The sequence below is a fragment of the Pseudomonas sp. BIOMIG1BAC genome, assembly GCF_001705995.2.
In the GTDB taxonomy this organism is placed as follows: Bacteria; Pseudomonadota; Gammaproteobacteria; order Pseudomonadales; family Pseudomonadaceae; genus Aquipseudomonas; species Aquipseudomonas sessilinigenes.
Genome location: NZ_CP049045.1, coordinates 1,741,313 through 1,764,690 on the forward strand (window position 1 = coordinate 1,741,313; position 23,378 = coordinate 1,764,690).

Genomic DNA, 23,378 nt, shown 5'->3' on the forward strand with positions numbered 1-23,378 from the left:
GGGGCAAAAACGCGGAATGTCGCTTGCTTGAAAGAAAAAGACAGATTTGCGGCGTGGCTTTCGCAACGAATCGGCGTCAATCCCTGGCGCTTCTGAGCTTCTCGATCTTTGACGCTTTTGCTTCTGGGTTTTTCTGCCAGGGCACCGACGTTATGATTGCGCCGATTTCTTTTCTGGACAGTCCCATGACTCAAGAACCTAGCACCCTCTATGCCAAGCTGCTTGGTGAGACCGCATCGATCAGTTGGAAGGAACTGGAACCGTTCTTCGCCAAGGGTGCCCTATTGTGGGTCGATGCCGACCTGGATCTGATCGAAGCCGCCCAGGCGGTGGCCGAGAATCAGGCGGAAAAAGTGGCGGCCTGGTTGGCCGAAGGGAAGGTTGAAAAGCTGTCTGCGACGCGGGCATCCGATCTATTGGAGCGTGATCCGACGCTGTGGGCGGTGGTGGTATCGCCCTGGATCCTGACCCAGGAACGAGCGTCGAGCTGAGGCTGTGCGCCGATCTGGTGCGTGCTTTTGTCGGACAAAAGTGTGTAGCCGAGTAACCGTGAATCCAGTGATGGCATCTTGCCGTAGAGAAACGCCCCACCCGTTATTCGGCCAGGGTGACGTTCACGGAATGGGAACAGTTTCAAGCCCAGCCGACGGGCTGCTCAATTGTTGTGCAACCTGAACATGCCAGCCGGCCTTGAGCGATTCATTCGCTGGCTCGCCGGCTCGTGCGTCACCGAGGCTGCTGCCTCGGTTCGTAGTGGAGCCGGCGGGCTGGCGAGGCCTCAATAGGCGGTCTTGCCGGTGTGGCTATTCAGGGAGATGACCCGGGTCTTGCCGATGCGATGACGGTAGATTTCCCGCAGGTACTTGATGGCCTTCTTCACGCAATCCCGGGATAGGCGGATGTCATTGATCGAGACGAACTTGTCCTTGTCGTTGATCAGTTCGCGGTACTTCTTCTCGTACATCGGCTTGATCGCATACCAGTTGGTATCCAGGATCTTCGCCGGGTTCTCGAACTCGTTGAGCAAGTCGTCGATACGGTCTTCTTCGAAGTGGTCGCTGGTGATGAAATCCAGGACGGAATTGTCCAGGGTGTCGTCGAAGCGGTACGGATTGCGTGCGAAGCAGCGCTTGATGAAGGCCACGATCAGGGTCAGGAAGTCATCCGACAGGCAGGGGCTCTTGGCGATCAGGGTGGTCAGCGACAAGTTGGCCGAGGCGCCGATCACCAACGCGTAGCGCTTGAGCGTGGTGTTGGGGAACAGGCTGTTGAGGTGGGTCTTGAGCCGGTTCAGGTCCATGTAGGACAGCTTGTAGTCCTTGGGCAGCGAGACGATGGACACCACCGACGAGCAGTTCTTGAAGAAGTGCAGGTCGTGCAGCGCCGCGGCGTCGAAGCCCGAGGCCTTGTATTGCTCCAGTGCCGCGCGATAGCGCTTGGACTCTATGGGCAGCAGGCTGATGCCCTCGATGGCCTGGGTCTGCTTGTTGAAGTGCGGCAGGTCGATGGAGCGGAAGAACAGGTCGTCGATGTTCAGGCGCTGCGGCTCTTTCTCGAACACCTTGAACTTGTCGCCGGTGGGCACCGGTTGCTCGGGCACCACGGACTCGGCATAGGCGATCGCCACCGGGCCGGCTAGGCTCATGAACAGGTCGTTGGCATCCAGGCGGATGGTCTCGCCGATATCGATACCGGCACGCCGGAAGTAGTTCTGGTCGTAGTCGGTGGTCACCGCCTGGGCGGTGAGGATGTTGAAGATCTGCTGGGAGATGTACTGGTTGGCGTGCTTCTCCATGGCGTTGACGTCGATGTTCTGGATGTTGCCGTCATCGCTTTCTTCGGCGTAGCGCATGATGTCGTTGGAGATCAGCATCATCGCGTTCCATGGGCGGATCCGCCCCATCACGCTGGCTTCGCTGCTGTCTTCGTTATCAAAGTTGTAGGAGAAGTCCCACTCCTCGGACAGGTACTTGCACAACAGGCGGCCGGCGTTGATGTGCAGGGCCTCGGACATCTCGCTGCGATGGTCGGAGATGTTCGGCAGCACGCAGATGCCGCTGGTGAAGATCGGCTCGAAGACGAAGGAGTGCCCGCTCTTGCTGTCGTGCTCGTCCATCGGCTTGGTGTCGAAGGTCTTGTTCATGTACGAGTACTGCTGGGCCAGGCCGAACTCCGAGGCCATGCCCGAACCCGTACCGCCACCGGCGCTGAAGATCGAGAAATACAGGCGCGACTGGTTGGCCTTGATCCCGCAGGAATCGATCAGGTACGAGTGGATCATCTTCCAGTCGGGGCTGGAGAAACGCTGGGTGTCCTTGTTGAGGATGATCTTGGCCAGGTACTGGCCGAGGATCGGTGCGTTACCGGCACCGCCAGCATGGACCTCGGAGAGGTCCATGATCTTCATCTTGCTGTAGTCGCGGATGAAGCCGCTCTTTTCACCCTTGCGGGAAAAACGGATACGGCCGGCGATGTCCTTGTCCAGGTCGCCGAGCATCACCAGCGGTTCGACCAGGAACACCGGCTTGCTGGCCTTGTTCTGTCCCAGGCGCAGGTTCTGGCGGATCCACTGGCCGGGGCTGTAGCTGCCCTCGTAGGCCTTGTCCTCATTGTTGAATTCGTTGAGGTAGAACTTGCGGGCGTTGTACACCAGCTCCGCGACGTCCAGGGCGATATTGGAGCCGCAGCGGCCCAGGCCGATCAGGCAGACCGAAGGGAACTCCTGGTCGCGGCGGTTTTCCTGCTCGTCCTCCAGGTGCGCCGGGCGCGGGAAAACGGTGTCGCGCAGGCCGTCGAGGTTGTCGAGGATGCGGTCGGTATTGGTTTCGGTGAAGTACAGGTATTGCTGGGGCGACTGAGGGCGTGAACTGGACAATGGCTTCGTATCTGAGTGGCTTGGAAGGGGAGAGGTCAGCGTCATCTCGGAAACTGCGTTGGCAGGATTATTCTTAGAAGTCATTGTGCGCCATATGCCTGGTCAGGTTGGCTCGGGGACAAGGTGTCGTCGAACCATCACGGAATGGGACCTCGTCGCTGGGTGGAGCGCGAATTTTGCCCAAGGCGCCAAAGGTTTTCTGAAAGACGCTCGGGGGAATCCTTTCCTGAATCATCATGGATCGGCCAGTATTCAATGATCTTTAATCCAATGAGGGCAATATGATGTCAGCGTTACCTTCGCTCGGTTTTGCCGGAATTGGCCTGATGGGCCTGCCAATGTGCCGGCGCCTGCTGGCTGCGGGCTATTCGCTGACGGTGTGGAACCGCGATCCGCGAAAGTGCGCACCGCTGGTGGCCGCCGGGGCGCGACAAGTTGCCGCGCCGTCGCAGCTCTGCGAGCAGGCCGACCTGGTGCTGTTGTGCCTGGCCAATACCGAGGTGGTACGCGAGGTGGTCTTTGGCGCCGCCGGCATCGCCGAGGGCGCCAGGCCTGGCCAACTGTTGCTGGACCTGTCGAGCCTGGAGCCGGCCGCTACCCGGGAAATGGCCGCCACGCTGGCCCGCGATACCGGCATGGGTTGGGTCGACGCTCCGGTGTCCGGCGGGACCCAGGGGGCGGAGGCCGGGAGCCTGGCGATCATGGTCGGTGGCGAGTCGGCAGACGTCGAGCGAGTGCGTCCGGTGCTGCTGGCCATGGGGCAGCGGGTGACACACATGGGGGCCGTGGGGGCGGGTCAGGTGACCAAGGCCTGCAACCAGATGATCGTTGCCTGCAACGCCCTGGTGATTGCTGAGGTCGTGGCCTTGGCCGAGCGATCCGGGGTCGACGCACGCTTGCTGGCCGAGGCCCTGGCAGGAGGGTTCGCCGACTCCAGGCCTTTGCAGATCCTGGCGCCGCAAATGGCCGAAAGCCGTTTCGAGCCCGTGAAGTGGCATGTGCGCACCCTGCTCAAGGACCTGGACAGCGCCGTGAAGCTGTCCCGGGAGCAGGGCGCCGCGACGCCGATCAGCGGGTTAGCTGCGCAGTTGATGCGCTTGCATGGTGGGCAAGGCTATCTGGAAAAAGATCCAGCGACTCTGGTTCGGCTATTCCGAGACCCGTCAGCGGGTTGACACCACCGGCATGGCGCTGGTCGAGCTCCTCCAGCACGGCATGCAATTCCTGCAGCGTGACCGGGCGACTGAGCAGGTAGCCCTGCAGGTAGTCGCAGCCGTAGTGCTCGAGGAATTGTTGCTGCTCCAGGGTCTCGACCCCTTCGGTGACCACCTGCAAATGCAGGGTATGGGCCATGACGATGATCGCCTGGACGATTTCCATGTCCTGGGTCGACTTGGGAATGTCCTGGATGAACGAGCGGTCGATCTTCAAGGTATTGAGTGGCAGGCGCTTGAGGTAGGCCAGGGATGAATAGCCGGTGCCGAAGTCGTCGATCGACAACGACACGCCCAGGCCGCGAATCTGCTTGAGCAATGCCAGGGTGCTGGAGATGTTGCCCATCAAGGCGTTCTCCGTGACCTCCAGCTCCAGGCGTTGCGGCGCTACCTGGGCATTGTGCAGGGCGCTTTCGATTTCTCCTGCCAGTTCCTCGCGAGTCAGGTTCAGGGCCGAGCAATTGACTGCGATCTTCAACTCGCCACGGCCGTGGTGCGAGAGGTAGGCCAGATCCTGGCAGGCCTTGCGCAGCACCCAGTTATCCAGCTCGGCGATCATGCCGTTGGCCTCGGCGATGCTGATGAAGCGATCCGGGCTCAGCAGGCCGTGCTGCGGATGTTGCCAGCGCACCAGGGCTTCGAGCTTGGTGACCCTGGCGCCCTTGAGATCGTAGATCGGCTGGTAGTACAGCTGCAGCCCCTGGTTGTCACGCAGGGCGTTACGCAGTTCCTCCTCCAGTTGCAGCTCCAGGGTGGCCCTGGTCTTGAGGCTGGAACTGAAGAAGTGCAGGTTGTTGCGACCTGCATCCTTGGATTGGTAAAGGGCCAGGTCGGCGTTCTTCAGCAGTTCCTCGCACGTCTTGCCGTCGTCGGGAAAGATACTGATGCCGATGCTGGTGGTCATCACCATGCGCCGGCCGCCCAGCTCGATCGGCTCCTTCATCTTTTGCATGATGCGATGGGCCATGTTCCGTGCCTCTTCGCGGTCATACAGGTTGATGAGGATGCAGAACTCATCGCCCCCCAGGCGCGCTACCACGTCCTCGTGATTGCGGGTGGAGTTCTTGATATGCCCGGCAATCACCTTGAGCAGTTCGTCCCCAGCATCGTGGCCGAGACTGTCGTTGATACGCTTGAAGTGGTCGATATCGAGGAACATCACCGCCAGCATGCCGCCGAAGGTGGACTTTTCCATGAGTTTTTCAGCGAACAGCTGGTTGAATCCGCGTCGGTTGATCAGGTTGGTCAGGGCGTCGTAGTGGGCCACGTGTTGCAGCGACACCCGGGCCTGGTCCAGTTGCGAGAGCAGGGTATTGACCCGGCGCAGGTCGCGTTCCTTGTGCTGCAGCTTCTTGTCCGCAAGGGCTGCGCTGATACCGCTGCCAATGATCAGCAGAATGATCACGCACAGGGTCAGCCCCAGTTGCAGGTGGCCGTTGGGCACTATCGGGCCGGGCGGGTTGCCGGCTGGCAGGACGAGGGTCATGGACCACATGCCGGTGAAGTGCATGAGTACGATGGCGCCACCCAGTACCAGGCTGCTGGCGTACTTGAGCAATTGATGGAACATTCCACTGCCGTCACGCAAGTAGCGTGAAAGCAGCAGGGCGGCGAGGCTGCAGGCGATAGCCACCAGCAGCGACAACACCATGAGCGAAGGTTCGTAGTACTGGCTGGCGACCGAGCGAATGGCCGCCATGCCCACGTAGTGCATGGCGCTGATGCCCAGGCCGATCCACAACGAGGCCAGCGCATAGCGCCATAGCGGCAACTGGGCGTGGCTCAGGGTATCCATCGCCATCCAGGCCGCGACCAGGGCGATGAACAGTGACAACAGGGTCAGGGGCAGGTCGTAGCTGATCTCGAAGGGGGCCTCGAATGCCAGCATGGCGATGAAGTGCATGGCCCAGATACCGCCAGCCAGGCAGCAGGCGCCGACCCAGCGCCACAGGCGTTGGCTGGTGGCGTGTTCGACATGGCTGACGCGCTCGGCCATGTCGAGCGTGGCGAAGCTGGCAGCGCAGGCCACCAGGTAAGCCAGGAGTACCAGCACCGGATTGTGGCTGCAATGGAGAACCACCTGCCCGCTGTCCGGAAGCTCGGTAATGAAATGCAAACCCAGCCAATCCATAGCGTGCCCATTATTGAGTCATCTGGCATTGGCGGACTCGTGCGCCAATAAGTGCTTGGAGTATAGAAGGCACCCGGTGGCTGCAATGGGCGGTGGCACTTTGGTTCTAATGATTTGCTTATTGAACCTATCGCCAATAGTGCTAAGCGCTCTCCTCGTACCAGGGCTCGTCGTTTGCCGGTTCCAGTGGGGCGAGGCCGAAGGCGGCGCGGGCTGCATCGCAATCGCCGTTGTGCTGGCCGTCGACCCAGGAGGCCTCGAATTCCCGGCACGGACTGGCGCGCTGGGCGTAGATCGAGCAGCTCACGCCTTTGCCGACCTCCCCTTCAAGGGCGATGCAGCGTGGCGACTTGCAGTCGGTGCCCAGCATCGCCACCCGGCTGGGGCTGATGCTCTGGACCAGTTCGTCGGGGACCGTTCCGCCCGAGGAGGCGCATTCGCCCCAGAAAAAAGACACACGAAAGTATGAACAGCAGGCACCGCAATTCAGACACGGACTGGCTTCGGACATAGGCGTATTCAACGGAGGAAGGTGTGGATGAGGGGGCAGGCAAGGCGGCTATTCTAGGCTTCGCATCGGCCTTGGGAAGGGGGGGCGCAAGGTATTTTTTTGACCTCTGCCAAGCCCTTGAAAAGACTAGCAAAGCCCCGGGATGCGGGGGCTGTGGCGACGTTCGAGAGACTGGCGCAGGCGCCTCTGCGAGAGCCTGGCGGGATGCCCGGGTATCAGGCTGGCGAATGATCACAGACAGGCGCGGCGCGGCTGACTAGATTGCAGTGTCCAGGCTCGTGCCTGGTCCAATAACAATAAAAGAGGTCGACCCATGGATAACTCGACTCAAGCGGCAAATGCCTGGCGCATCCTGTTCCTGTTGTTCCTGGCCAACCTGTTCAATTTCTTCGATCGCACCATCCCCGCGATCATCATCGAACCGATCCGCATGGAATGGCACTTGAGCGATTTCCAGCTGGGGATCATCGGCACCGCCTTCACCATCGTCTACGCCATCGCCGGCCTGCCCCTGGGGCGGATGGCCGATACCGGCTCGCGCAGCAAACTGATGGGTTGGGGGCTGGCGGTCTGGAGTGGGCTGACTGCGGTCAATGGCATGGTCGGCAGCTTCTGGAGCTTCCTGCTGGTGCGCATGGGCGTCGGCATCGGTGAGGCCAGCTACGCTCCGGCGGCCAACTCGCTGATCGGCGATTTGTTCCCGGCCCACCGTCGGGCCCGGGCCATGGGCATCTTCATGCTTGGCCTGCCCCTGGGCCTGTTGCTGGCCTTCTTCACCATCGGCGCCATGGTCAAGGCATTCGATAGCTGGCGCGCGCCGTTCTTCATCGCCGCGGTACCGGGCCTGTTGCTGGCGGTGTTCATGTTCTTCATTAAGGAACCCAAGCGCGGGGCAGCGGAAGCGACCAAGGTGTCCCAGGAGCGAATCGAACGGCCGATCCGCCGGGTACTGGCGATCCCGACCTTTCTCTGGCTGACCTTGGCGGGCCTGACCTTCAACTTCGCTACCTATGCCTGCAACTCGTTCCTGGTGCCGATGCTGCAGCGCTACTTCCTGATGCCCTTGCAGGAGGCGGCGGTGGCCACGGGGCTGATCGTCGGGGTAACCGGCCTGGTCGGCCTGACCCTGGGGGGATGGGTGGCCGACAAGATTCACCAGCGCGTCGCCAACGGCCGGTTGTTGTTCGCCGCCGCCAGCCTGCTGATTTCTACCCTGTGCACGGCCTGGGCCCTGCATGCGGGAAGGATCGAGATTGGCGTGTTCGTGGCGGTGTTCAGTATCGGTTGGTTGTTTGCCTACAACTTCTATACCTGCGTCTACACCGCGATCCAGGATGTGGTGGAGCCCCGTTTGCGGGCCACCGCCATGGCGCTGTTCTTCGCCGGTCTGTACCTGCTGGGGGGCGGCCTGGGGCCGGTGGTGGTGGGGGCGCTGTCCGATCACTTCGCCCATTCGGCGATGTATGCCGCCGAGGCGGGGCAGATGACCGAAGCGTTCAAGGCCATCGGCCTGCACGACGCCATGTACCTGATCCCGGTGGCGCTGCTGTTGACCTTGGTGTTCCTGCTCATGGCTTCACGCAGCTTCGTGCGTGATGCCCAGCGCATGCGCGAGGGGCTGGCGCCGGGCGAACCGGTTGGAGCGCCAGCGACCGCCTGATCGCTCCTACGGACGACGATAAAAAAGGCCCGCATGAGCGGGCCTTTTTCATGGCGGCGCAACCGGTGGTCAGCCGGCCACCAGGACCCGGATCGCTTCCAGGCGCAGGGCGGCTTTTTCGAGCATGGCCAGGCCTTGCTCGCGCTGCTTGCGCAAAGCGACCAGTTCACTGTCGCGGACGGTAGGGTTGACCGCCTGCAATGCGGTCAGGCGCGCCAGTTCTTCATCGGTATCGGCAGCCAGGCGACGCTGGGCCTCGGCCACGCGCTCGGCGTGACGGGGGGCGACCTTGGCCTCGCCGGCGTTGATCTTCGGCGCCAGCTGGTCGCGCTGGGCCTGGATGAACTTGTTGGCGCTGGCCTTGGGCACGCTTTCCAATTGGTCGTTCAGGGTTTCGAAGGCCACCCGTGGCGACAGGTCGTTACCATTGGCATCCAGCAGGCAGCGCAGGGCGGCCGGCGGCAGGTAGCGGCCCAGTTGCAGCGAGCGTGGAGCCACTACTTCGCTGACGTAGAGCAATTCCAGCAGCACGGTACCGGGCTTGAGCGCCTTGTTCTTGATCAGCGCCACGGCGGTGTTGCCCATGGACCCGGACAGCACCAGGTCCATGCCGCCCTGCACCATCGGGTGTTCCCAGGTGATGAACTGCATGTCCTCGCGGGACAGGGCCTGGCCGCGGTCGTAGGTGATGGTCACGCCTTCGTCATCGCCCAGGGGGAAGCTGGCGTCGAGCATCTTCTCGCTGGGCTTGAGGATCAGGGCGTTTTCCGAATGGTCCTCGCTGTCGATGCCGAAGGCGTCGAACAGGGTCTCCATGTAGATCGGCAGGGCGAACTGGTCATCCTGCTCGAGGATCGCTTCCACCAGGGACTCGCCTTCGCCGGCACCACCGGAGTTCAACTCCAGCAGGCGGTCGCGACCTGCGTGCAGCTCCGACTCCAGGCTCTCGCGTTCACCACGGGCTTCGTCGATCAGGGCTTGCCACTGGCCGTCGTCGGCGTTTTCCAGCAATGGCAGCAGGCGTGGGCCGAACTGGTGCTGCAGGGCGTTGCCGGTCGGGCAGGTATTGAGGAAGGCGTTAAGCGCCTCGTGGTACCACTGGAACAGGCGCTCTTGCGGGCTGGTCTCCAGGTACGGCACATGCAGCTCGATCACGTGCTTCTGGCCGATCCGGTCCAGGCGGCCGATCCGCTGTTCCAGCAGGTCCGGGTGCGAGGGCAGGTCGAACATCACCAGGTGATGGGCGAACTGGAAGTTGCGGCCTTCACTGCCGATTTCCGAACAGATCAGCACCTGGGCGCCGAACTCTTCGTCGGCGAAGTAGGCGGCGGCGCGGTCGCGCTCGAGGATGTTCATGCCTTCGTGGAAGACCGTGGCCGGGATGCCGGAACGTACGCGCAGCGCGTCTTCCAGGTCCATGGCGGTCTCGGCGTGGGCGCAGATCACCAGGACCTTGGTGCGCTTGAGCATCTTCAGTTGGTCGATCAGCCACTCGACCCGAGGGTCGAACTTCCACCAGCGCTGTTCGTCGTCGCCGGCATCGGGCTGGGCCTGGAAGCTGACTTCCGGGTACAGCTCGGCGTGTTCGCCCAGGGGCAGTTCCAGGTATTCGTCCGGGCACGGCAGCGGATAGGCGTGCAGCTTGCGCTCTGGGAAGCCCTGGACCGCGGCGCGGGTATTACGGAACAGCACGCGGCCGGTGCCGTGGCGGTCCAGCAGTTCACGTACCAGGCGTGCGCTGGCTTCGCTGTCGCCATCATTGACGGCGGCCAGCAGGGCTTCACCTTCGTTGCCGAGGAAGCCCTGGATGGTCTTGTGCGCTTCGGGAGACAGGCGACCCTGGTCCAGCAGTTCTTGCACGGCCTCGGCCACCGGCCGGTAGTTCTCGCTCTCGGCGCGGAAAGCCGCCAGATCGTGGAAACGGTTCGGGTCCAGCAGGCGCAGGCGGGCGAAGTGGCTATCCTGGCCCAGTTGTTCCGGGGTCGCAGTCAGCAGCAGCACCCCAGGGATGGTCTCGGCCAGTTGCTCGACCAGGGCGTATTCCGGGCTGGCTTGTTCTTCGTGCCAGACCAGATGGTGGGCTTCGTCCACCACCATCAGGTCCCAGCCGGCGGCGAACAGCGCGTCCTGGGCCTTTTCGTCGTCCACCAGCCATTCCAGCGCCACCAGGGCCAACTGGGTGTCTTCGAACGGGTTGCTGGCATCGCTTTCGATGAAGCGTTCTTCGTCGAACAGTGCGACCTGCAGGTTGAAGCGCCGGCGCATTTCCACCAGCCACTGGTGCTGCAGGTTCTCCGGAACCAGGATCAGCACCCGGCTGGCACGGCCCGACAGCAGCTGGCGATGGATCACCAGGCCGGCCTCGATGGTCTTGCCCAGGCCCACTTCGTCCGCCAGCAGGACCCGTGGCGCGATACGGTCGGCGACTTCACGGGCGATATGCAATTGGTGGGCGATGGGTTGGGCACGCACGCCGCCCAGGCCCCAGAGTGGCGATTGCAGCTGGCGGCTGGTGTGTTCCAGGGTGTGGTAGCGCAGCGAGAACCAGGCCAGCGGGTCGATCTGCCCGGCGAACAGGCGATCGCTGGCCAGGCGGAACTGGATGAAGTTCGACAGCTGGGTTTCCGGCAGGGTGACCGGTTCGTTCTGCCCATTGAGGCCGTGGTAGACCAGCAGGCCGTCGACGTCCTCGACTTCCTGGACGGTCATTTTCCAGCCTTCGAAGTGGGTGATGCTGTCACCCGGCGAGAACCTCACGCGAGTGAGGGGCGCATTCCGTAGCGCATACTGGCGAGTGTCGCCAGTGGCCGGATAGAGCACGGTCAGCAAGCGGCCGTCCTGTGCCAGAACGGTGCCTAGACCTAGCTCGGCTTCGCTGTCACTGATCCAGCGTTGCCCCGGTTGATACTGCTGCGCCATGCTGCCTGACTCCCGCTTTGAAAAAGCCGACTATCTTAACGGAACGTAGCTTGCAGTCCAAAGAACTCTGATTAAAACCCTTGGAGAAAAAGTAGCGTAAGCGGCGTATTCGTCGGGGCGCAGGGCACTATTGGCTGACGACTGGGTCACACTTTTGCGACCGATGGCTCAAGTCGCCCATGCCGCGGCCGACAGCCTGCCGACAGGAGACCAATAACATGTTGCCACCGATGCTCCCCTTGAGCGCCGTGCCCGTCACCTCCCAGCAGGATCCGATCCGCCAGCGACCGGATATCCCGCCTGTGGTGCCGGTGCAGGAGAGCTCCAACGAAAGCACGATCGACCTGCAAAAGCGCGATGCCGAGCAGTCGGCCCTGCTTTTGCGCGAGGAGCAGCAACGCCAGCAGGAGCGGCAACGTCGCCAGCGTGAAGAGCACGAGGACCCGGAGCAGCATCTGGCGGTGCCCGGCGACGAGTTGAATGCTGACAACACGGTGCCGGTGGTGCCATTGATCGAAGATGCCCCGCGTCAGGGGTTGTGGGTCGACGTCGAGGTCTGACTCCCGGGGCCGCAAGCGGCCCGTTCCCGAAGCGCTTGCAGCAGGCGCTCGATTTCTTCCTCGCCGGTCAAGTGGCTCAGGGCGATCCGCGCAATGCTGGTCAGGCCGCGGGCCTGCATGTCCAGCGGGGTGTAGGCCACGCCGTTGGCTCCGATATTGATGCCCTGGCGCGCCAGCTGTGCCTTGAGGGCAAAACTGTCCCAACCTGCCAGCGTGAAGGCGATCAACCCCGATTGCTGCCCAGGTGTGCCCAGGTCCTGGCGTTGCAGGCCGGGGATGCGGTCCAGGGCCGGGCGCAGCCGGTCGCTGAGGTCTCGGATGCGCTGGTGGATGGCCGCGATGCCGATCGCGTTGAGTTCCTGCAGGGCATTGGCCAGTCCGGCCAGCAGTACTTGTGACATCTCGCTGGTTTCAAAGCGCCTGGCATCGCCACGCAGGCTGAAGCCTTGCCCATTCCAGGGGGCCGACAGCACATCCCGGGGCTGGGGTTGCAAGCGTTCGAGGAAGCCAGGCCTGATATAGAGCAGTGCAGTGCCCCGTGGGCCGCGCAGGTACTTGCGTCCAGCGCCCTTGAGCACGTCGCAGCCCAGGGCCTGGACATCGCAGGGTATCTGCCCCAGGGCCTGCCCGGCATCGATGAAGTAGGGAATGCGCCAGCGGCGCGCCACCTGGCCAATGGCAGCCGCCGGATTGATCAGGCCGCCATTGGCCGGAAGCCAGGTGAGGGCGATCAGCCGGACCCGGGCATCGAGCATGGACTCCAATGCCGACACCGATACCGCGCCATGGCTGTCGCAGGGAATCACCTCCAGTTGGGCGCCGGCCGCCACGGCACTGGCCATGCAGGCCAGGTTGCCGCCCCATTCATGTCGTCCCACGAGGATTCGATCGCCGGGTTGCCAGCGGGGCAGGGCGCTGAAGGCCATGCCCCAGGCAGCCGAGCCACTGCTGGTCAAGGCGATGGCGGTAGTTGAAGTATTGAGCAGGCGGGCTGCGGCCTGGCGGGCTTGTTCCGACCAGTCTGTAGCCGTTGCGGCCTCCATCGGCCCTGCATGGGCCTCGTGTTGCAGTTGCCCAAGCATGGCATCCAGGGTGCCCTGGCTGGGTAGCGACGCTCCGGCGTGGTTGAAGTGGCAGACCCGGGCGCAGCCAGGGGTCGCCTGGCGCAAACGAGCGAGGTGCCCCGGGTCCAGATTGTTCATGGCCTGAGCTCGAAGATCGCGTCCACTTCTACGGCAACACCGGCCGGCAAGCTGGCCACTCCAACGGCGGTACGGGCATGCCGCCCTTTCTCCCCGAGGGCGTTGACCAGCAGGTTGGAGGCGCCATTGGCCACGGTGCTGTGGTCCTGGAAGTCGCCGCTGGCGGCAATGAAGACGCCCAGCCGGTCGATGCGTTGCAGTTGTGCCAAGTCATCGTCCAGGGCCGCCCCCAGTTGGGCCAGCAAGCCCAGTGCGGCCAGCTCGGCAGCCTCGGCGCCCTGTTCCGGCGAGAGGCTTTCGCCAAGCCGCCCGAGCAGGACCGGGCGGCCCTGTTGCAGGGGAATCTGCCCGGAAATGAACAGCAGGTTCTGGCTGCGCACCTGGTTGAGGTAGTTGGCGGCGGGCTGGCTGGGTTCAGGCAGTTCCAGGCCCAGTTGTCGTATGCGCTGCTTGAGTGAGTCGTGCATGGTCGGTCCTCGAGTGGAAGGCTGGCAGCTTCGGCCTTCGCTCCAGGATCGACAAACGGATAGATCTAATCCGACGTATCTATATTTCTCATGGGTGCCTGTCCCGATAACCATTGGGCGAAACACTGCGCCGCCGGATTCAGCCGATCTTCGGCGCTGACCAGCCAGTAGCCGATCTGGCTTTCCAGGGCGGGCAGGTCGAACGCATCTACCAGGCTGCCCTGGGCCAGGTGGCGCTGGATCAGTTGGCGGCGCCCCATGGCGATGCCCTGGCCGGCTACCGCAGCTTCCACCACGATGTTGTAGTCGTGCAGCATCACCTGCGGGTGCGGGGCGAGGTTGACGCCGTACCTGGCGCTCCAGTCGTCCCATTCAAAGGGCTGGTGGGAGCGGGACATCAACAGCGGTGCCTGAGCCAGGGTGGTGGCCTTGAGTTCAGGGCTGCAGACGGGAGACAACTGCTCGGCGAGAAAACGTGTGGCATGGACCTTCGGCCAGGGGCCCTTGCCGTAGCGAATGGCCAGGTCGACTTCGGCGCCGGCGACGTTCGCCAGTTCGATGGCCGGCTGCAGTTCCAGCTGGATCTCTGGATGGCGTCGGCTGAAGTCCGTCAGTCGCGGTGCCAGCCACAAGGTGGCAAAGGAGGCCAGCAGGCCCACGCGCAGGACCTGCCGGGTGCTGGGGGCGAGCAGCTCCTGGGTTGCCAGGGCGATTTGCTCCAGGGCTGGACGGATCTGTTGGTAATAGGCGGCTCCCACGGCAGTCAGGTCGATGGCCCGAGTGCGGCGGACGAACAGCGATTGGCCCAGGTAGTCCTCAAGCTTGTGGACTTGATGGCTGACTGCGCTTTGGCTCACGCACAGTTCGCGGGCGGCCTTGATAAAGCTCAGGTGGCGGGCCACGGCTTCGAAGGCGCGTAGCGCCAACAGTGGCGGCAGGTGCTTGGGCATGTCCACAAAGCGTTTCCTGGGGCGGTTCCGAATGGGCCATTGTGCGGATAAAAAATCCCGGCGGCAGCGATTTTATAGCCCGGTTGCGGGTCTGATGGCTGGTCAGGGGCCGCGTCAAACCGCATTATTGATCCCATTCGCCATTGAACTTCTGTGATACCAGGCAAGCCATGAATCAAGAACCCAAGCTGATCGATCTGAATGCCGAACGCGCCAAGCGCGTACATGACCTCAATGAGAAGCGCCTGAATGAAGTACGCCAGGCTTTCGAACAGGCGATGCCCTTGGGCAAGACCAAGAAAAAGCCAAAAAACAAACCGAAAAAGCGCTGATCAGGGCGTTTTCCGTTGATATAGGTCAGTTATTCCCCCTTCCTCGTTCCCCGTCTTTGGCGTCATTGACGCCGGTCAATTTTCCCCTGCGCCTCTTTGGTTAACTTAGCTCCATCGCAACGAGGCACGAGCAGGAGGCTGGTCATGTTTTTCGACAATGTGGTGTTCGCCGGAGTGCTGACAGTCGGCCTCATGGTTTTGTTCTTCGCAGGTTTTGGATTCTTCATCTGGAAAGACGCAAACAAGCGTAAAAAACCTTAAGTCTCTCCAGAGCAACGAGCACGCAAGGCATTTTGGGCAACTTCGGTTGCCCTTTTTTTTGCCCGCGAAAAAGTGGTCCGGCATTGAATGCCAGGCATAAAAAAGGTGCGCCCTGGGGCGCACCTTTTTTCTGGCCGGGACTCGCTCGTCAGCTGCCCAGGACCTTGGAAGCGGCCCAGAACAGGCCGGCCGACAGGGCTACGGTGGCGGGCAGGGTCAGGACCCAGGCCATCAGGATGGTCTTCACCGTGCCGCTCTGCAGGCCGCTCTTGTTGGCGACCATGGTCCCGGCCACGCCGGAGGAGAGCACGTGGGTGGTGGAGACGGGCAGGCTGAACACGTTGGCCAGGCCGATCAGGCCGGCTGCGGTGATCTGCGCCGACATGCCCTGTGCATAGGTCATGCCTTGCTTGCCGATCTTCTCGCCGATGGTCTGCACCACGCGTTTCCAGCCGATCATGGTGCCCAGGCCCAGGGCCAGGGCCACGGCCAGGATCACCCAGAATGGTGCGTATTCGGTGGTGGCGGTCAGGTCCTTGCGCAGCTTGTCCAGGTCGGCCTTTTCACGGGCGGCCAGGCCAGGCAGCTTGCCGACCTTTTTCGCCGTGTCGTCCAGGCACAGCAGGTAGCGACGCACTTCGATACGGTCTTCCGGGGACAGCGAGTGGTAGTCGGAAACGCCTTTGAGGCTGCTCAGCAGGGCGCTGATGGTCGGTTCGGTCTGCTGTGGGTTGCAGCGGAACTTGCCGGGAAGGTCGTCCTTCACGCTCTTGCCCAGGGCCAGGAACTCGCCCAGGGATTCATGGTTGCGCTGGTAGAACTGGCTCAGGTGCAGGGTGGCGTCGCGGGTACGCTCGATCTGGTAGGTGGTGCTGTTGAGGTCCAGCACGAATTGCGCGGGCACGATGCCGATCAGCACCAGCATGATCAGGCCGATGCCTTTCTGGCCATCATTGGAGCCGTGGACGAAGCTTACGGCCATGGCCGAGATCACCAGTACCAGGCGGTTCCAGAACGGTGGGTGCTTCTTGTCGTCGACCTTGCGCCGTTGCTCCGGGGTCTTGTGCATCTTCGAGATCGGGCGCCACCACTTCAGGCCGATCAATACCAGCGCTGCAATAATGAAGCCGGCCATGGGCGAGAACACCAGGGATGCACCGATATCGATCGCCTTCTGCCAGTTCACGCCGTCGCCCAGGGGGATGTCGTTGAGCAGGGCATTGGCCAGGCCGACACCGAGGATCGAGCCGATCAAGGTATGAGAGCTGGAAGCCGGGATGCCGAAGTACCAGGTGCCCAGGTTCCAGGCGATGGCCGCGGCCAGCAAGGAGAAGACCATGGCCAGGCCGTGGCCGGTGTTGACGTTGATCAGCAACTCGACCGGCAGCAGATGGACGATGGCATAGGCCACGCCGACACCGCCAAGGAGTACGCCGAGGAAATTGAATACACCGGAAAAGAATACGGCCAGGTGCGGCGGCATGGCTTTGGTGTAGATAACAGTGGCAACCGCATTTGCGGTGTCATGAAAGCCGTTGATGAACTCGTAGGCGAGGACAAAAGCCAGGGCGAGCAAGAGGCTCACAAGCACCCAAGCATCCAGTCCGCTGAATAAATCGATCATGAAGGTTTTCTGACCCGGTCATAAGGGGGCGCGATTATGCCAGAAAACCCTGCTAATCAATGCACAAGGTGCTCACCGGTAACATTCTTCAACGAAAAAGCTGACCCAGGGCAGAGTTTTTTCCGATCCACACCAGAGGCCGCAACCCACTGATTTCACTGGGGGAGGGCGGGTTGAACGCAAGTCGGAGCCAGGTTTTCTCGAGGTTAAAACGTTTGTATGAAATTTCAGGGAAAGGGCTTGTCGGGTGCTGTCTCTCGCCAGGATGGAGCTAGACAGAGAGCGGCTCGGGGTGTTGAGCGTCGATGACTGGCCTGGCCGTCGAGATCATCGATCGGACCAGGAGCAAGCCCCAGGCGTGTCAGGCCGATAACGTCACGGTTGTTCGGTCTTGAGCTCTTTTTCCATCTTTTGCAGTTCTTGGCTGAAGGCTTGGTCGGCGATGCTTGCACGTTTGCGCCAAGGTTTACGTTCAGGCTCTGGTTGGGCGGCATAAAGGGTGACTTCGCCACCGTAAACTTCCTTGTAACGTTGTTCCTGGCGCTCAAGTTCCGCGCGCAGTTCGTCTTTCGTCACAGTGTTACCTAATTGAGTAAAGGTCCATCCCGGTGTAACGCATGGCTGGGTACGGCTGTAAAGAACTTGGGCATCGCCCACTAGAGCTCCTTGCTCCTGGCTCTTTCGCTCGTACCTTCTTGTTGTATGCGGCTACGCCACCGGATGAAGACAACTGTCGTAGCAACAGTGTTGTTTGTTGCAGGCGAATGAACCGAATCTATTTTAGGGTCAAGCGCTTGCATTCGGCGACCAACTAAAGCTTGAGGTCACCTGAGCGAGATATCGCAGAACTGATTCTGCACTCCACACTCGACTAGTATAGCTTTGCTAAAGAATAACTCTATGACTGAGAAGCTTAAAATAGCCAACTTTATTATGAGAGTTTTGTTACATAGAAGTGTAATGGTTGCTCAAAAAAGGAGCGCCTAGTGTCGGTTTGTACAAGTCCAAATGAAGTGAATCTACCGGTTACGGGTTACAAAAATGGCATTGCAGCGCATAGAGCTTCCACTGGCAGCGATGCGGGCCCATGAAGCAGGGATACCGTGCCCGAATCCATAGGCTACGATGAGCGCCCCATAGTTCGATAATCGCCCTGGGTCGCTGGCAAGAACTTGTACTGCATCTCCAATGCAGTTTGTAATACGGCAGAATTTCGCCGCACAGAGCCCGCCATGAACGACCAGATGCGCAACTCCTTCACCTCGGCGGCGCCGCCGATCGTAGCGTCCGCGGCGAAGAGAATTCAGGCATTTGCCGGTGATCCGGACTTCATGACCTCCCTGGCCCGGGGCCTGGCGGTGATACAGGCGTTCCAGGAGCGCAAGCGGCACCTGACGATTGCCCAGATCAGCCACCGTACGGAGATTCCCCGGGCAGCGGTGCGGCGTTGCCTGCACACCCTGATCAAGCTTGGCTATGCCACTACCGACGGGCGTACCTACTCGTTGTTGCCCAAGGTCCTGACCCTGGGCCACGCGTATCTGTCGTCCACGCCCCTGGCCGTGTCCGCGCAGCCTTACCTCGATCGCATGAGCGAGCAACTGCACGAAGCTTGCAACATGGCCACCCTGGAGGGGGATGACATCCTTTATATCGCTCGTTCGGCCACCACCCAGCGGCTGATTTCCGTCGACCTTTCGGTGGGCGGGCGGTTGCCAGCCTATTGCACCTCCATGGGTCGGATCCTGCTGGCTGCGCTGGATGACTCATCGTTGCGTGAGTACCTCGAGCGTGCCGATCTGCAAGCCAAGACCAGTCGTACCCTGCATACCCCAGAGGCCCTGCTCGAGTGTTTGCACCAGGTTCGCCAGCAGGGTTGGTGCATTGTCGATCAGGAACTGGAGCAAGGGCTGCGTTCTATCGCGGTGCCGGTGTACGACGCTTCGGGGCAGGTGCTGGCGGCGCTGAATGTCAGCACCCATGCTGCTCGGGTCAGCCATGGCGAACTGGAGCAACGTTTCCTGCCTGGCCTACTCAGCGCTAGTCGTGAGCTCAGTGCCCAGTTGTTCGCTTAAGTCGTTCGATAAACGCACGAATATGCCGTTGGTGAATTGACGCTGTTTCCCCTGGCTCTTTAATGTCGCTGCAGCGAGATGGGTGACCTGTGTTCCAGCCTGGAAATAATAACAATGAACCAGCCGCAATCCGTTGTAGGAAACTGCCTGGATGTGCAGTCCTTTATCAATAACCAGCCCTTGTCGCTGTATCAGTGGCGCGTGGTGCTGTTGTGTTTCCTGATTGTCTTCCTCGATGGCCTGGACACCGCGGCGATGGGCTTTATCGCCCCGGCGCTGTCCCTGGAATGGGGGATCGAGCGCGCCAGCCTTGGCCCAGTGATGAGCGCCGCATTGATCGGCATGGTATTCGGAGCCCTGGGCTCCGGTCCGCTGGCTGACCGTTTTGGGCGCAAGATGGTGCTGGTAGGCGCGGTGCTGCTATTTGGCGTCTTTAGCCTCGCCTCGGCCTATAGCACTAGCGTCGACCAGTTGCTGGTGCTGCGTTTTCTGACCGGGTTGGGGCTGGGGGCGGGAATGCCCAACGCCACGACGTTGCTTGCCGAGTACACCCCCGAACGCCACAAGTCGTTGTTGGTGACCGGCATGTTTTGCGGTTTCAACCTGGGCATGGCCGCTGGCGGATTCATTTCTGCCACATTGATCCCCGCCTTCGGTTGGCACAGCTTGCTGCTGGTGGGTGGCATCTTGCCGATCTTCCTGGCCCTGGTGCTGATGGTGTGGTTGCCGGAGTCGGCGCGTTACCTGGTGGTTCGCCATCATGCTCCCGACAAGGTGCGCAAGGCCCTGGCACCGATCGCTCCGTCCATGGTCCATCAGGCCGGCAGTTTCAGTGTGCCGGAACTGCAAGCGGTCAAGGCGCGCAATGTCTTGGCCGTGATCTTTGGCGCGACCAGCGGCATCGGCACCTTGCTGCTGTGGCTGACTTATTTCATGGGGCTGGTGATTGTCTACCTGCTCACCAGCTGGTTGCCCACCTTGATGCGCGACAGCGGGGCGAGCATGGAGCAGTCAGCCTTCATCGGCGCCCTGTTTCAGTTGGGGGGCGTGCTCAGTGCGGTGCTGGTGGGGTGGGCGATGGATCGCTGTGATCCGCACCGGGTCATCGGTGCCTGCTACCTGCTGGCCGGGGTCTTTGCTTATGCCGTCGGCCAGAGCCTGGGCAATATCACATTGCTCGCCACCCTGGTGCTGATCGCCGGGATGTGCGTCAACGGCGCGCAGTCGGCGATGCCATCCCTGGCCGCACGCTTCTATCCCACCCAGGGCCGGGCCACCGGAGTCTCGTGGATGCTGGGCATCGGTCGTTTCGGCGCCATCCTCGGAGCCTGGATGGGCGCGACCCTGTTGGGCCTGGGGTGGAGCTTCGAGCAAGTCCTGACGGCCCTGGTGGTTCCAGCAGTCCTGGCCACTGCCGCGGTCGTGATCAAGGGCCTGGTCAGCCGGGCTGATGCCACCTGAAATCCACCGTTGGCGATTGCAGGTCGCGCCTGGCCGCCGGGGAGGGTCATTGCGAGGGCAAGCGCCTGTCAGAGCCGACAGACCTGTCCAAGACCCGGAATTCCCGCGCTGAAAGAGCAATCGATAGCTTTGCAAGAATATGTTCGATAATCGAACACTTAGTCGATTATCGGATTGTTCGACGTTTTTGCCCGGCTTAACCTTCAGCCACTGCCAGGCGCCACGGCGTCTTTTTTCCAGTCGCTGGACACCAACCGGGAGATCCATCCATGGCTGCAATCCTCTCGCTACGCGAGGCCGTGAAGCAGTTCATCCACGACGGCGATACCGTCGCGCTTGAAGGCTTCACCCACCTGATCCCTACGGCCGCAGGCCATGAAATCATTCGCCAGGGCAAGCAGGACCTGACCCTGGTGCGGATGACCCCGGACCTGATCTACGACCAGTTGATCGGTGCCGGCTGTGCTCGCAAGCTGGTGTTCTCCTGGGGGGGTAATCCTGGAGTGGGGTCGCTGCACCGCCTGCGCGATGCCGTGGAGAAACACTGGCCGCGGCCATTGGAGATCGAAGAGCACAGCCATGCCGACCTGGCCAACGCCTATGTCGCCGGTGCCTCGGGCTTGCCGTTCGCGGTGCTTCGCGCCTATGCCGGCTCCGACCTGCCCAAGGTCAATCCGCTGATCAAGAGCGTGACGTGCCCCTTTACTGGCGAGGTGCTGGCGGCAGTACCTTCGGTTCGTCCCGATGTCACGGTGATTCATGCCCAGAAGGCCGACCGCAAGGGCAATGTGTTGCTGTGGGGCATCCTCGGGGTACAGAAGGAAGCAGCCCTGGCGGCCAAGCGCTGCATTGTCACCGTCGAGGAAATCGTCGATGACCTGGCCGCGCCGATGAACGCCTGTGTACTGCCGACCTGGGCCTTGAGTGCGGTCTGCCATGTGCCGGGCGGTGCTCATCCGTCCTACGCCCATGGTTACTCCGAGCGTGACAACCGTTTCTACCAGGCCTGGGACCCGATTGCCCGGGATCGCGAGACGTTTACCGCATGGATCGACCACTACATCCGCGGCACCGCCGACTTCAGTGAATTCCAGGCCAAGCTGGCCGCAGCCCCGGAGGCCAAGCAATGACCTACTCCACGAGTGAGATGATGACTGTCGCTGCGGCCCGGCGGTTGCAGAACGGCTCGGTGTGTTTCGTCGGTATCGGCCTGCCATCCAAGGCCGCCAACCTGGCGCGCCTGACTTCCTCGCCCGATGTGGTGCTGATCTATGAGTCTGGCCCCATCGGTGCCAAGCCCAGTGTCCTGCCGCTGTCCATTGGCGATGGCGAGCTGGCGGAGACCGCCGATACCGTGGTACCCACCGGTGAGATTTTCCGCTACTGGCTGCAGGGTGGGCGGATCGACGTAGGATTTCTCGGTGCAGCCCAGGTCGACCGTTTCGGCAACATCAACACCACGGTGGTCGGTGACTACCACCAACCCAAGGTTCGCCTGCCCGGGGCCGGTGGTGCTCCGGAGATCGCAGGCTCAGCAAAAAGCGTGCTGATCATCCTCAAGCAGTCCGCTCGTTCCTTCGTCGACAAACTGGACTTCGTGACTTCGGTCGGCCACGGCGAGGGCGGTGATTCACGCAAGCGCCTGGGGCTGCCGGGAGCCGGGCCGGTGGGGATCATCACCGACCTGTGCATCATGGAGCCCGAGGCCGATAGCAACGAGTTCATCGTCACCTCCCTGCACCCTGGGGTCACTCGCGAGCAGGTAACGGCCGCCACCGGCTGGGCCATTCGTTTCGCCGATGAAGTCGCCGAGACCGCCGCTCCCACCGCTCGCGAGCTGACGGCCTTGCGTGAGCTGGAGGCGCGCACCGCCCAGGCCCATGGCCAAGCCCCAGGAGAAGCCTGATGCGCGACGTATTCATCTGCGATGCCATTCGCACCCCCATCGGTCGCTTTGGCGGTGGTTTGTCGACTGTACGGGCCGATGACCTGGCGGCGCTGCCCATCAAGGCGCTCATGGAGCGCAATCCACAAGTGGACTGGAGTGCACTGGATGAAGTGTTCCTCGGTTGTGCCAACCAGGCTGGCGAGGACAATCGCAACGTGGCGCGCATGGCCCTGTTGCTCGCCGGCCTGCCCGACAGCGTACCGGGGGTGACCCTGAACCGCCTTTGTGCCTCGGGCATGGACGCCATCGGCACGGCGTTTCGCGCCATTGCCTGCGGTGAGATGGAGCTGGCCATCGCCGGCGGTGTCGAGTCCATGTCGCGCGCGCCCTTTGTCATGGGCAAGGCCGACAGTGCCTTTTCCCGCAGCATGCAGCTGGAGGACACCACCATCGGTTGGCGTTTCATCAATCCGCTGCTCAAGGCCCAGTACGGCGTGGATGCCATGCCACAGACCGCCGACAACGTGGCAGACGACTATCGGGTTTCCCGGGCAGACCAGGACGCCTTCGCCTTGCGCAGCCAGCAACGCGCCGCTGCCGCTCAGGCCGCTGGCTTCTTCGCCGAGGAAATCGTTGCGGTGCGGATCGTCCACAAGAAGGGCGAGACGCTGTTGGCACAGGATGAGCATCCCCGCGCGGATACCAGCCTGGAGGCGTTGGGGCAGCTCAAGCCGATCAACGGGCCAGGCAAGACCGTCACCGCCGGCAATGCTTCTGGAGTCAACGACGGCGCTGCGGCGCTGATCCTGGCCTCTGCCGAGGCGGTGCACAAGCATGGCCTGACACCCAGGGCCAGGGTACTGGGCATGGCCAGTGCAGGAGTCGCGCCGCGGGTCATGGGTATCGGTCCGGTACCGGCGGTACGCAAGCTCACCGAGCGCCTGGGCCTGGCAGTCGATGCCTTCGACGTGATCGAGCTCAACGAGGCGTTCGCCAGCCAGGGCCTGGCGGTGTTGCGTGAGTTGGGGCTGGCCGACGATGCGCCGCAGGTCAATCCCAATGGCGGCGCCATCGCCCTGGGGCATCCCTTGGGCATGAGCGGCGCGCGACTGGTACTGACGGCCCTGCATCAGCTGGAGAAGACCGGCGGCAAGCGAGGCCTGGCCACCATGTGCGTGGGGGTGGGCCAAGGCCTGGCGCTGGCCATCGAGCGGGTTTGATGCGGTGCGCCAGTGGCCGCCGCAGCGG

The 23,378-nt window shown here is 62.2% G+C and carries 20 protein-coding genes; 11 read left to right on the top strand and 9 right to left on the bottom strand.

What is annotated here, in order from left to right; genetic code table 11:
* The first annotated feature begins 185 nt into the window (after positions 1–185).
* The gene (locus ATY02_RS08095; protein WP_068581949.1) at positions 186–491 is read left to right on the top strand and encodes a DUF2288 domain-containing protein; all 306 of its coding nucleotides are present in this window, start codon (positions 186–188) and stop codon (positions 489–491) included.
* A gap of 287 nt (positions 492–778) precedes the next feature.
* Here ATY02_RS08095 and ATY02_RS08100 read toward each other — a convergent pair whose 3' ends face one another.
* Positions 779–2,959: a hypothetical protein gene (locus ATY02_RS08100; RefSeq protein WP_068581955.1), complete on the bottom strand. Its 2,181-nt coding sequence runs from the start codon at positions 2,957–2,959 to the stop codon at positions 779–781.
* Between the two features lie 197 nt (positions 2,960–3,156).
* Here ATY02_RS08100 and ATY02_RS08105 point away from each other — a divergent pair, with 197 nt between their 5' ends.
* Positions 3,157–4,050 (top strand): NAD(P)-dependent oxidoreductase, encoded by an 894-nt coding sequence (locus ATY02_RS08105; RefSeq protein WP_068581957.1) that lies wholly within the window; start codon positions 3,157–3,159, stop codon positions 4,048–4,050.
* Here ATY02_RS08105 and ATY02_RS08110 read toward each other — a convergent pair.
* Together ATY02_RS08110 and ATY02_RS08115 are read right to left on the bottom strand one after the other, a co-directional pair.
* A complete protein-coding gene (locus ATY02_RS08110) occupies positions 3,944–6,220 on the bottom strand; it encodes a putative bifunctional diguanylate cyclase/phosphodiesterase (RefSeq protein ID WP_068581960.1) in 2,277 nt (758 codons plus the stop codon). The two genes, ATY02_RS08105 and ATY02_RS08110, sit on opposite strands and share 107 nt — an antisense overlap.
* Positions 6,221–6,362: 142 nt before the next feature.
* Positions 6,363–6,731, bottom strand: coding sequence for a YkgJ family cysteine cluster protein (locus ATY02_RS08115; protein ID WP_068581968.1), 369 nt, complete (start codon positions 6,729–6,731; stop codon positions 6,363–6,365).
* Positions 6,732–7,044: 313 nt separating this feature from the next.
* On the opposite strand from ATY02_RS08115, the gene ATY02_RS08120 reads away from it, so the two are divergent.
* Positions 7,045–8,391 (top strand): spinster family MFS transporter, encoded by a 1,347-nt coding sequence (locus tag ATY02_RS08120; RefSeq protein WP_068581970.1) that lies wholly within the window; start codon positions 7,045–7,047, stop codon positions 8,389–8,391.
* Between the two features lie 69 nt (positions 8,392–8,460).
* Here the strand turns inward: ATY02_RS08120 and rapA are convergent, their stop codons facing one another.
* Entirely contained in the window at positions 8,461–11,310 is a 2,850-nt protein-coding gene (gene rapA, locus ATY02_RS08125) for an RNA polymerase-associated protein RapA (protein WP_068581971.1), read from the bottom strand.
* Between the two features lie 218 nt (positions 11,311–11,528).
* Here rapA and ATY02_RS08130 point away from each other — a divergent pair, with 218 nt between their 5' ends.
* Positions 11,529–11,870 carry an aspartate-semialdehyde dehydrogenase gene (locus ATY02_RS08130; RefSeq protein ID WP_068581972.1) on the top strand — a complete coding sequence of 114 codons (342 nt, stop codon included), beginning with the start codon at positions 11,529–11,531 and terminating at the stop codon, positions 11,868–11,870.
* On the opposite strand, the gene ATY02_RS08135 is transcribed toward ATY02_RS08130, so the two are convergent.
* The 3 genes from ATY02_RS08135 to gcvA form a co-directional block, all read right to left on the bottom strand.
* Positions 11,840–13,072: an aminotransferase class V-fold PLP-dependent enzyme gene (locus tag ATY02_RS08135; RefSeq protein WP_068581974.1), complete on the bottom strand. Its 1,233-nt coding sequence runs from the start codon at positions 13,070–13,072 to the stop codon at positions 11,840–11,842. The two genes, ATY02_RS08130 and ATY02_RS08135, sit on opposite strands and share 31 nt — an antisense overlap.
* Complete coding sequence (locus tag ATY02_RS08140; RefSeq protein WP_068581980.1) at positions 13,069–13,539, bottom strand: RidA family protein; 471 nt, start codon at positions 13,537–13,539, stop codon at positions 13,069–13,071. Before ATY02_RS08140 ends, ATY02_RS08135 begins: the two co-directional genes overlap by 4 nt.
* Positions 13,540–13,604: 65 nt before the next feature.
* Positions 13,605–14,495 (bottom strand): transcriptional regulator GcvA, encoded by an 891-nt coding sequence (gene gcvA / locus ATY02_RS08145; protein ID WP_416220655.1) that lies wholly within the window; start codon positions 14,493–14,495, stop codon positions 13,605–13,607.
* A 164-nt stretch (positions 14,496–14,659) separates the two neighbouring features.
* On the opposite strand from gcvA, the gene ATY02_RS08150 reads away from it, so the two are divergent.
* A complete protein-coding gene (locus ATY02_RS08150) occupies positions 14,660–14,821 on the top strand; it encodes a hypothetical protein (RefSeq protein ID WP_164487266.1) in 162 nt (53 codons plus the stop codon).
* Between the two features lie 144 nt (positions 14,822–14,965).
* Positions 14,966–15,082, top strand: a complete 117-nt coding sequence (ccoM, locus tag ATY02_RS36415; RefSeq protein ID WP_007959205.1) for a cytochrome c oxidase subunit CcoM — start codon at positions 14,966–14,968, stop codon at positions 15,080–15,082.
* Between the two features lie 148 nt (positions 15,083–15,230).
* Here the strand turns inward: ccoM and ATY02_RS08155 are convergent, their stop codons facing one another.
* Complete coding sequence (locus tag ATY02_RS08155) at positions 15,231–16,706, bottom strand: inorganic phosphate transporter (RefSeq protein ID WP_053135489.1); 1,476 nt, start codon at positions 16,704–16,706, stop codon at positions 15,231–15,233.
* Positions 16,707–17,081: 375 nt separating this feature from the next.
* On the bottom strand, positions 17,082–17,282 hold the full coding sequence (locus ATY02_RS08160) for a hypothetical protein (protein ID WP_068581982.1): 201 nt from the start codon (positions 17,280–17,282) through the stop codon (positions 17,082–17,084).
* 656 nt (positions 17,283–17,938) lie between these two features.
* Here ATY02_RS08160 and pcaR point away from each other — a divergent pair.
* The 5 genes from pcaR to pcaF all read left to right on the top strand — a co-directional run bounded on the left by pcaR (position 17,939) and on the right by pcaF (position 23,350).
* Positions 17,939–18,781, top strand: coding sequence for a pca regulon transcriptional regulator PcaR (gene pcaR / locus ATY02_RS08165; protein ID WP_068581983.1), 843 nt, complete (start codon positions 17,939–17,941; stop codon positions 18,779–18,781).
* A 114-nt stretch (positions 18,782–18,895) separates the two neighbouring features.
* Complete coding sequence (locus ATY02_RS08170) at positions 18,896–20,242, top strand: MFS transporter (protein WP_068581985.1); 1,347 nt, start codon at positions 18,896–18,898, stop codon at positions 20,240–20,242.
* Between the two features lie 269 nt (positions 20,243–20,511).
* Positions 20,512–21,372 carry a CoA transferase subunit A gene (locus ATY02_RS08175; RefSeq protein WP_068581988.1) on the top strand — a complete coding sequence of 287 codons (861 nt, stop codon included), beginning with the start codon at positions 20,512–20,514 and terminating at the stop codon, positions 21,370–21,372.
* Positions 21,369–22,148 (top strand): CoA-transferase subunit beta, encoded by a 780-nt coding sequence (locus ATY02_RS08180; protein WP_068581991.1) that lies wholly within the window; start codon positions 21,369–21,371, stop codon positions 22,146–22,148. The genes ATY02_RS08175 and ATY02_RS08180 overlap by 4 nt, the downstream gene beginning before the upstream one ends.
* Complete coding sequence (gene pcaF, locus ATY02_RS08185) at positions 22,145–23,350, top strand: 3-oxoadipyl-CoA thiolase (protein ID WP_176719745.1); 1,206 nt, start codon at positions 22,145–22,147, stop codon at positions 23,348–23,350. The genes ATY02_RS08180 and pcaF overlap by 4 nt, the downstream gene beginning before the upstream one ends.
* The last annotated feature ends 28 nt before the right edge of the window (positions 23,351–23,378 follow it).

Excerpts from the sequence above, each read along its gene's own strand:
- ATY02_RS08170 (WP_068581985.1), top strand. The coding sequence starts at position 18,896 with ATGAACCAGCCGCAATCCGTTGTAGGAAACTGCCTGGATGTGCAGTCC.
- ATY02_RS08105 (WP_068581957.1), top strand. The coding sequence starts at position 3,157 with ATGATGTCAGCGTTACCTTCGCTCGGTTTTGCCGGAATTGGCCTGATG.
- ATY02_RS08095 (WP_068581949.1), top strand. The coding sequence starts at position 186 with ATGACTCAAGAACCTAGCACCCTCTATGCCAAGCTGCTTGGTGAGACC.
- ATY02_RS08150 (WP_164487266.1), top strand. The coding sequence starts at position 14,660 with ATGAATCAAGAACCCAAGCTGATCGATCTGAATGCCGAACGCGCCAAG.
- ATY02_RS08115 (WP_068581968.1), bottom strand. The coding sequence starts at position 6,731 with ATGTCCGAAGCCAGTCCGTGTCTGAATTGCGGTGCCTGCTGTTCATAC.
- ATY02_RS08155 (WP_053135489.1), bottom strand. The coding sequence starts at position 16,706 with ATGATCGATTTATTCAGCGGACTGGATGCTTGGGTGCTTGTGAGCCTC.
- pcaR (WP_068581983.1), top strand. The coding sequence starts at position 17,939 with ATGAACGACCAGATGCGCAACTCCTTCACCTCGGCGGCGCCGCCGATC.
- ATY02_RS08120 (WP_068581970.1), top strand. The coding sequence starts at position 7,045 with ATGGATAACTCGACTCAAGCGGCAAATGCCTGGCGCATCCTGTTCCTG.
- ATY02_RS08135 (WP_068581974.1), bottom strand. The coding sequence starts at position 13,072 with ATGAACAATCTGGACCCGGGGCACCTCGCTCGTTTGCGCCAGGCGACC.
- ccoM (WP_007959205.1), top strand. The coding sequence starts at position 14,966 with ATGTTTTTCGACAATGTGGTGTTCGCCGGAGTGCTGACAGTCGGCCTC.
- ATY02_RS08110 (WP_068581960.1), bottom strand. The coding sequence starts at position 6,220 with ATGGATTGGCTGGGTTTGCATTTCATTACCGAGCTTCCGGACAGCGGG.
- rapA (WP_068581971.1), bottom strand. The coding sequence starts at position 11,310 with ATGGCGCAGCAGTATCAACCGGGGCAACGCTGGATCAGTGACAGCGAA.
- ATY02_RS08180 (WP_068581991.1), top strand. The coding sequence starts at position 21,369 with ATGACCTACTCCACGAGTGAGATGATGACTGTCGCTGCGGCCCGGCGG.
- ATY02_RS08130 (WP_068581972.1), top strand. The coding sequence starts at position 11,529 with ATGTTGCCACCGATGCTCCCCTTGAGCGCCGTGCCCGTCACCTCCCAG.
- ATY02_RS08100 (WP_068581955.1), bottom strand. The coding sequence starts at position 2,959 with ATGACTTCTAAGAATAATCCTGCCAACGCAGTTTCCGAGATGACGCTG.
- ATY02_RS08140 (WP_068581980.1), bottom strand. The coding sequence starts at position 13,539 with ATGCACGACTCACTCAAGCAGCGCATACGACAACTGGGCCTGGAACTG.
- ATY02_RS08175 (WP_068581988.1), top strand. The coding sequence starts at position 20,512 with ATGGCTGCAATCCTCTCGCTACGCGAGGCCGTGAAGCAGTTCATCCAC.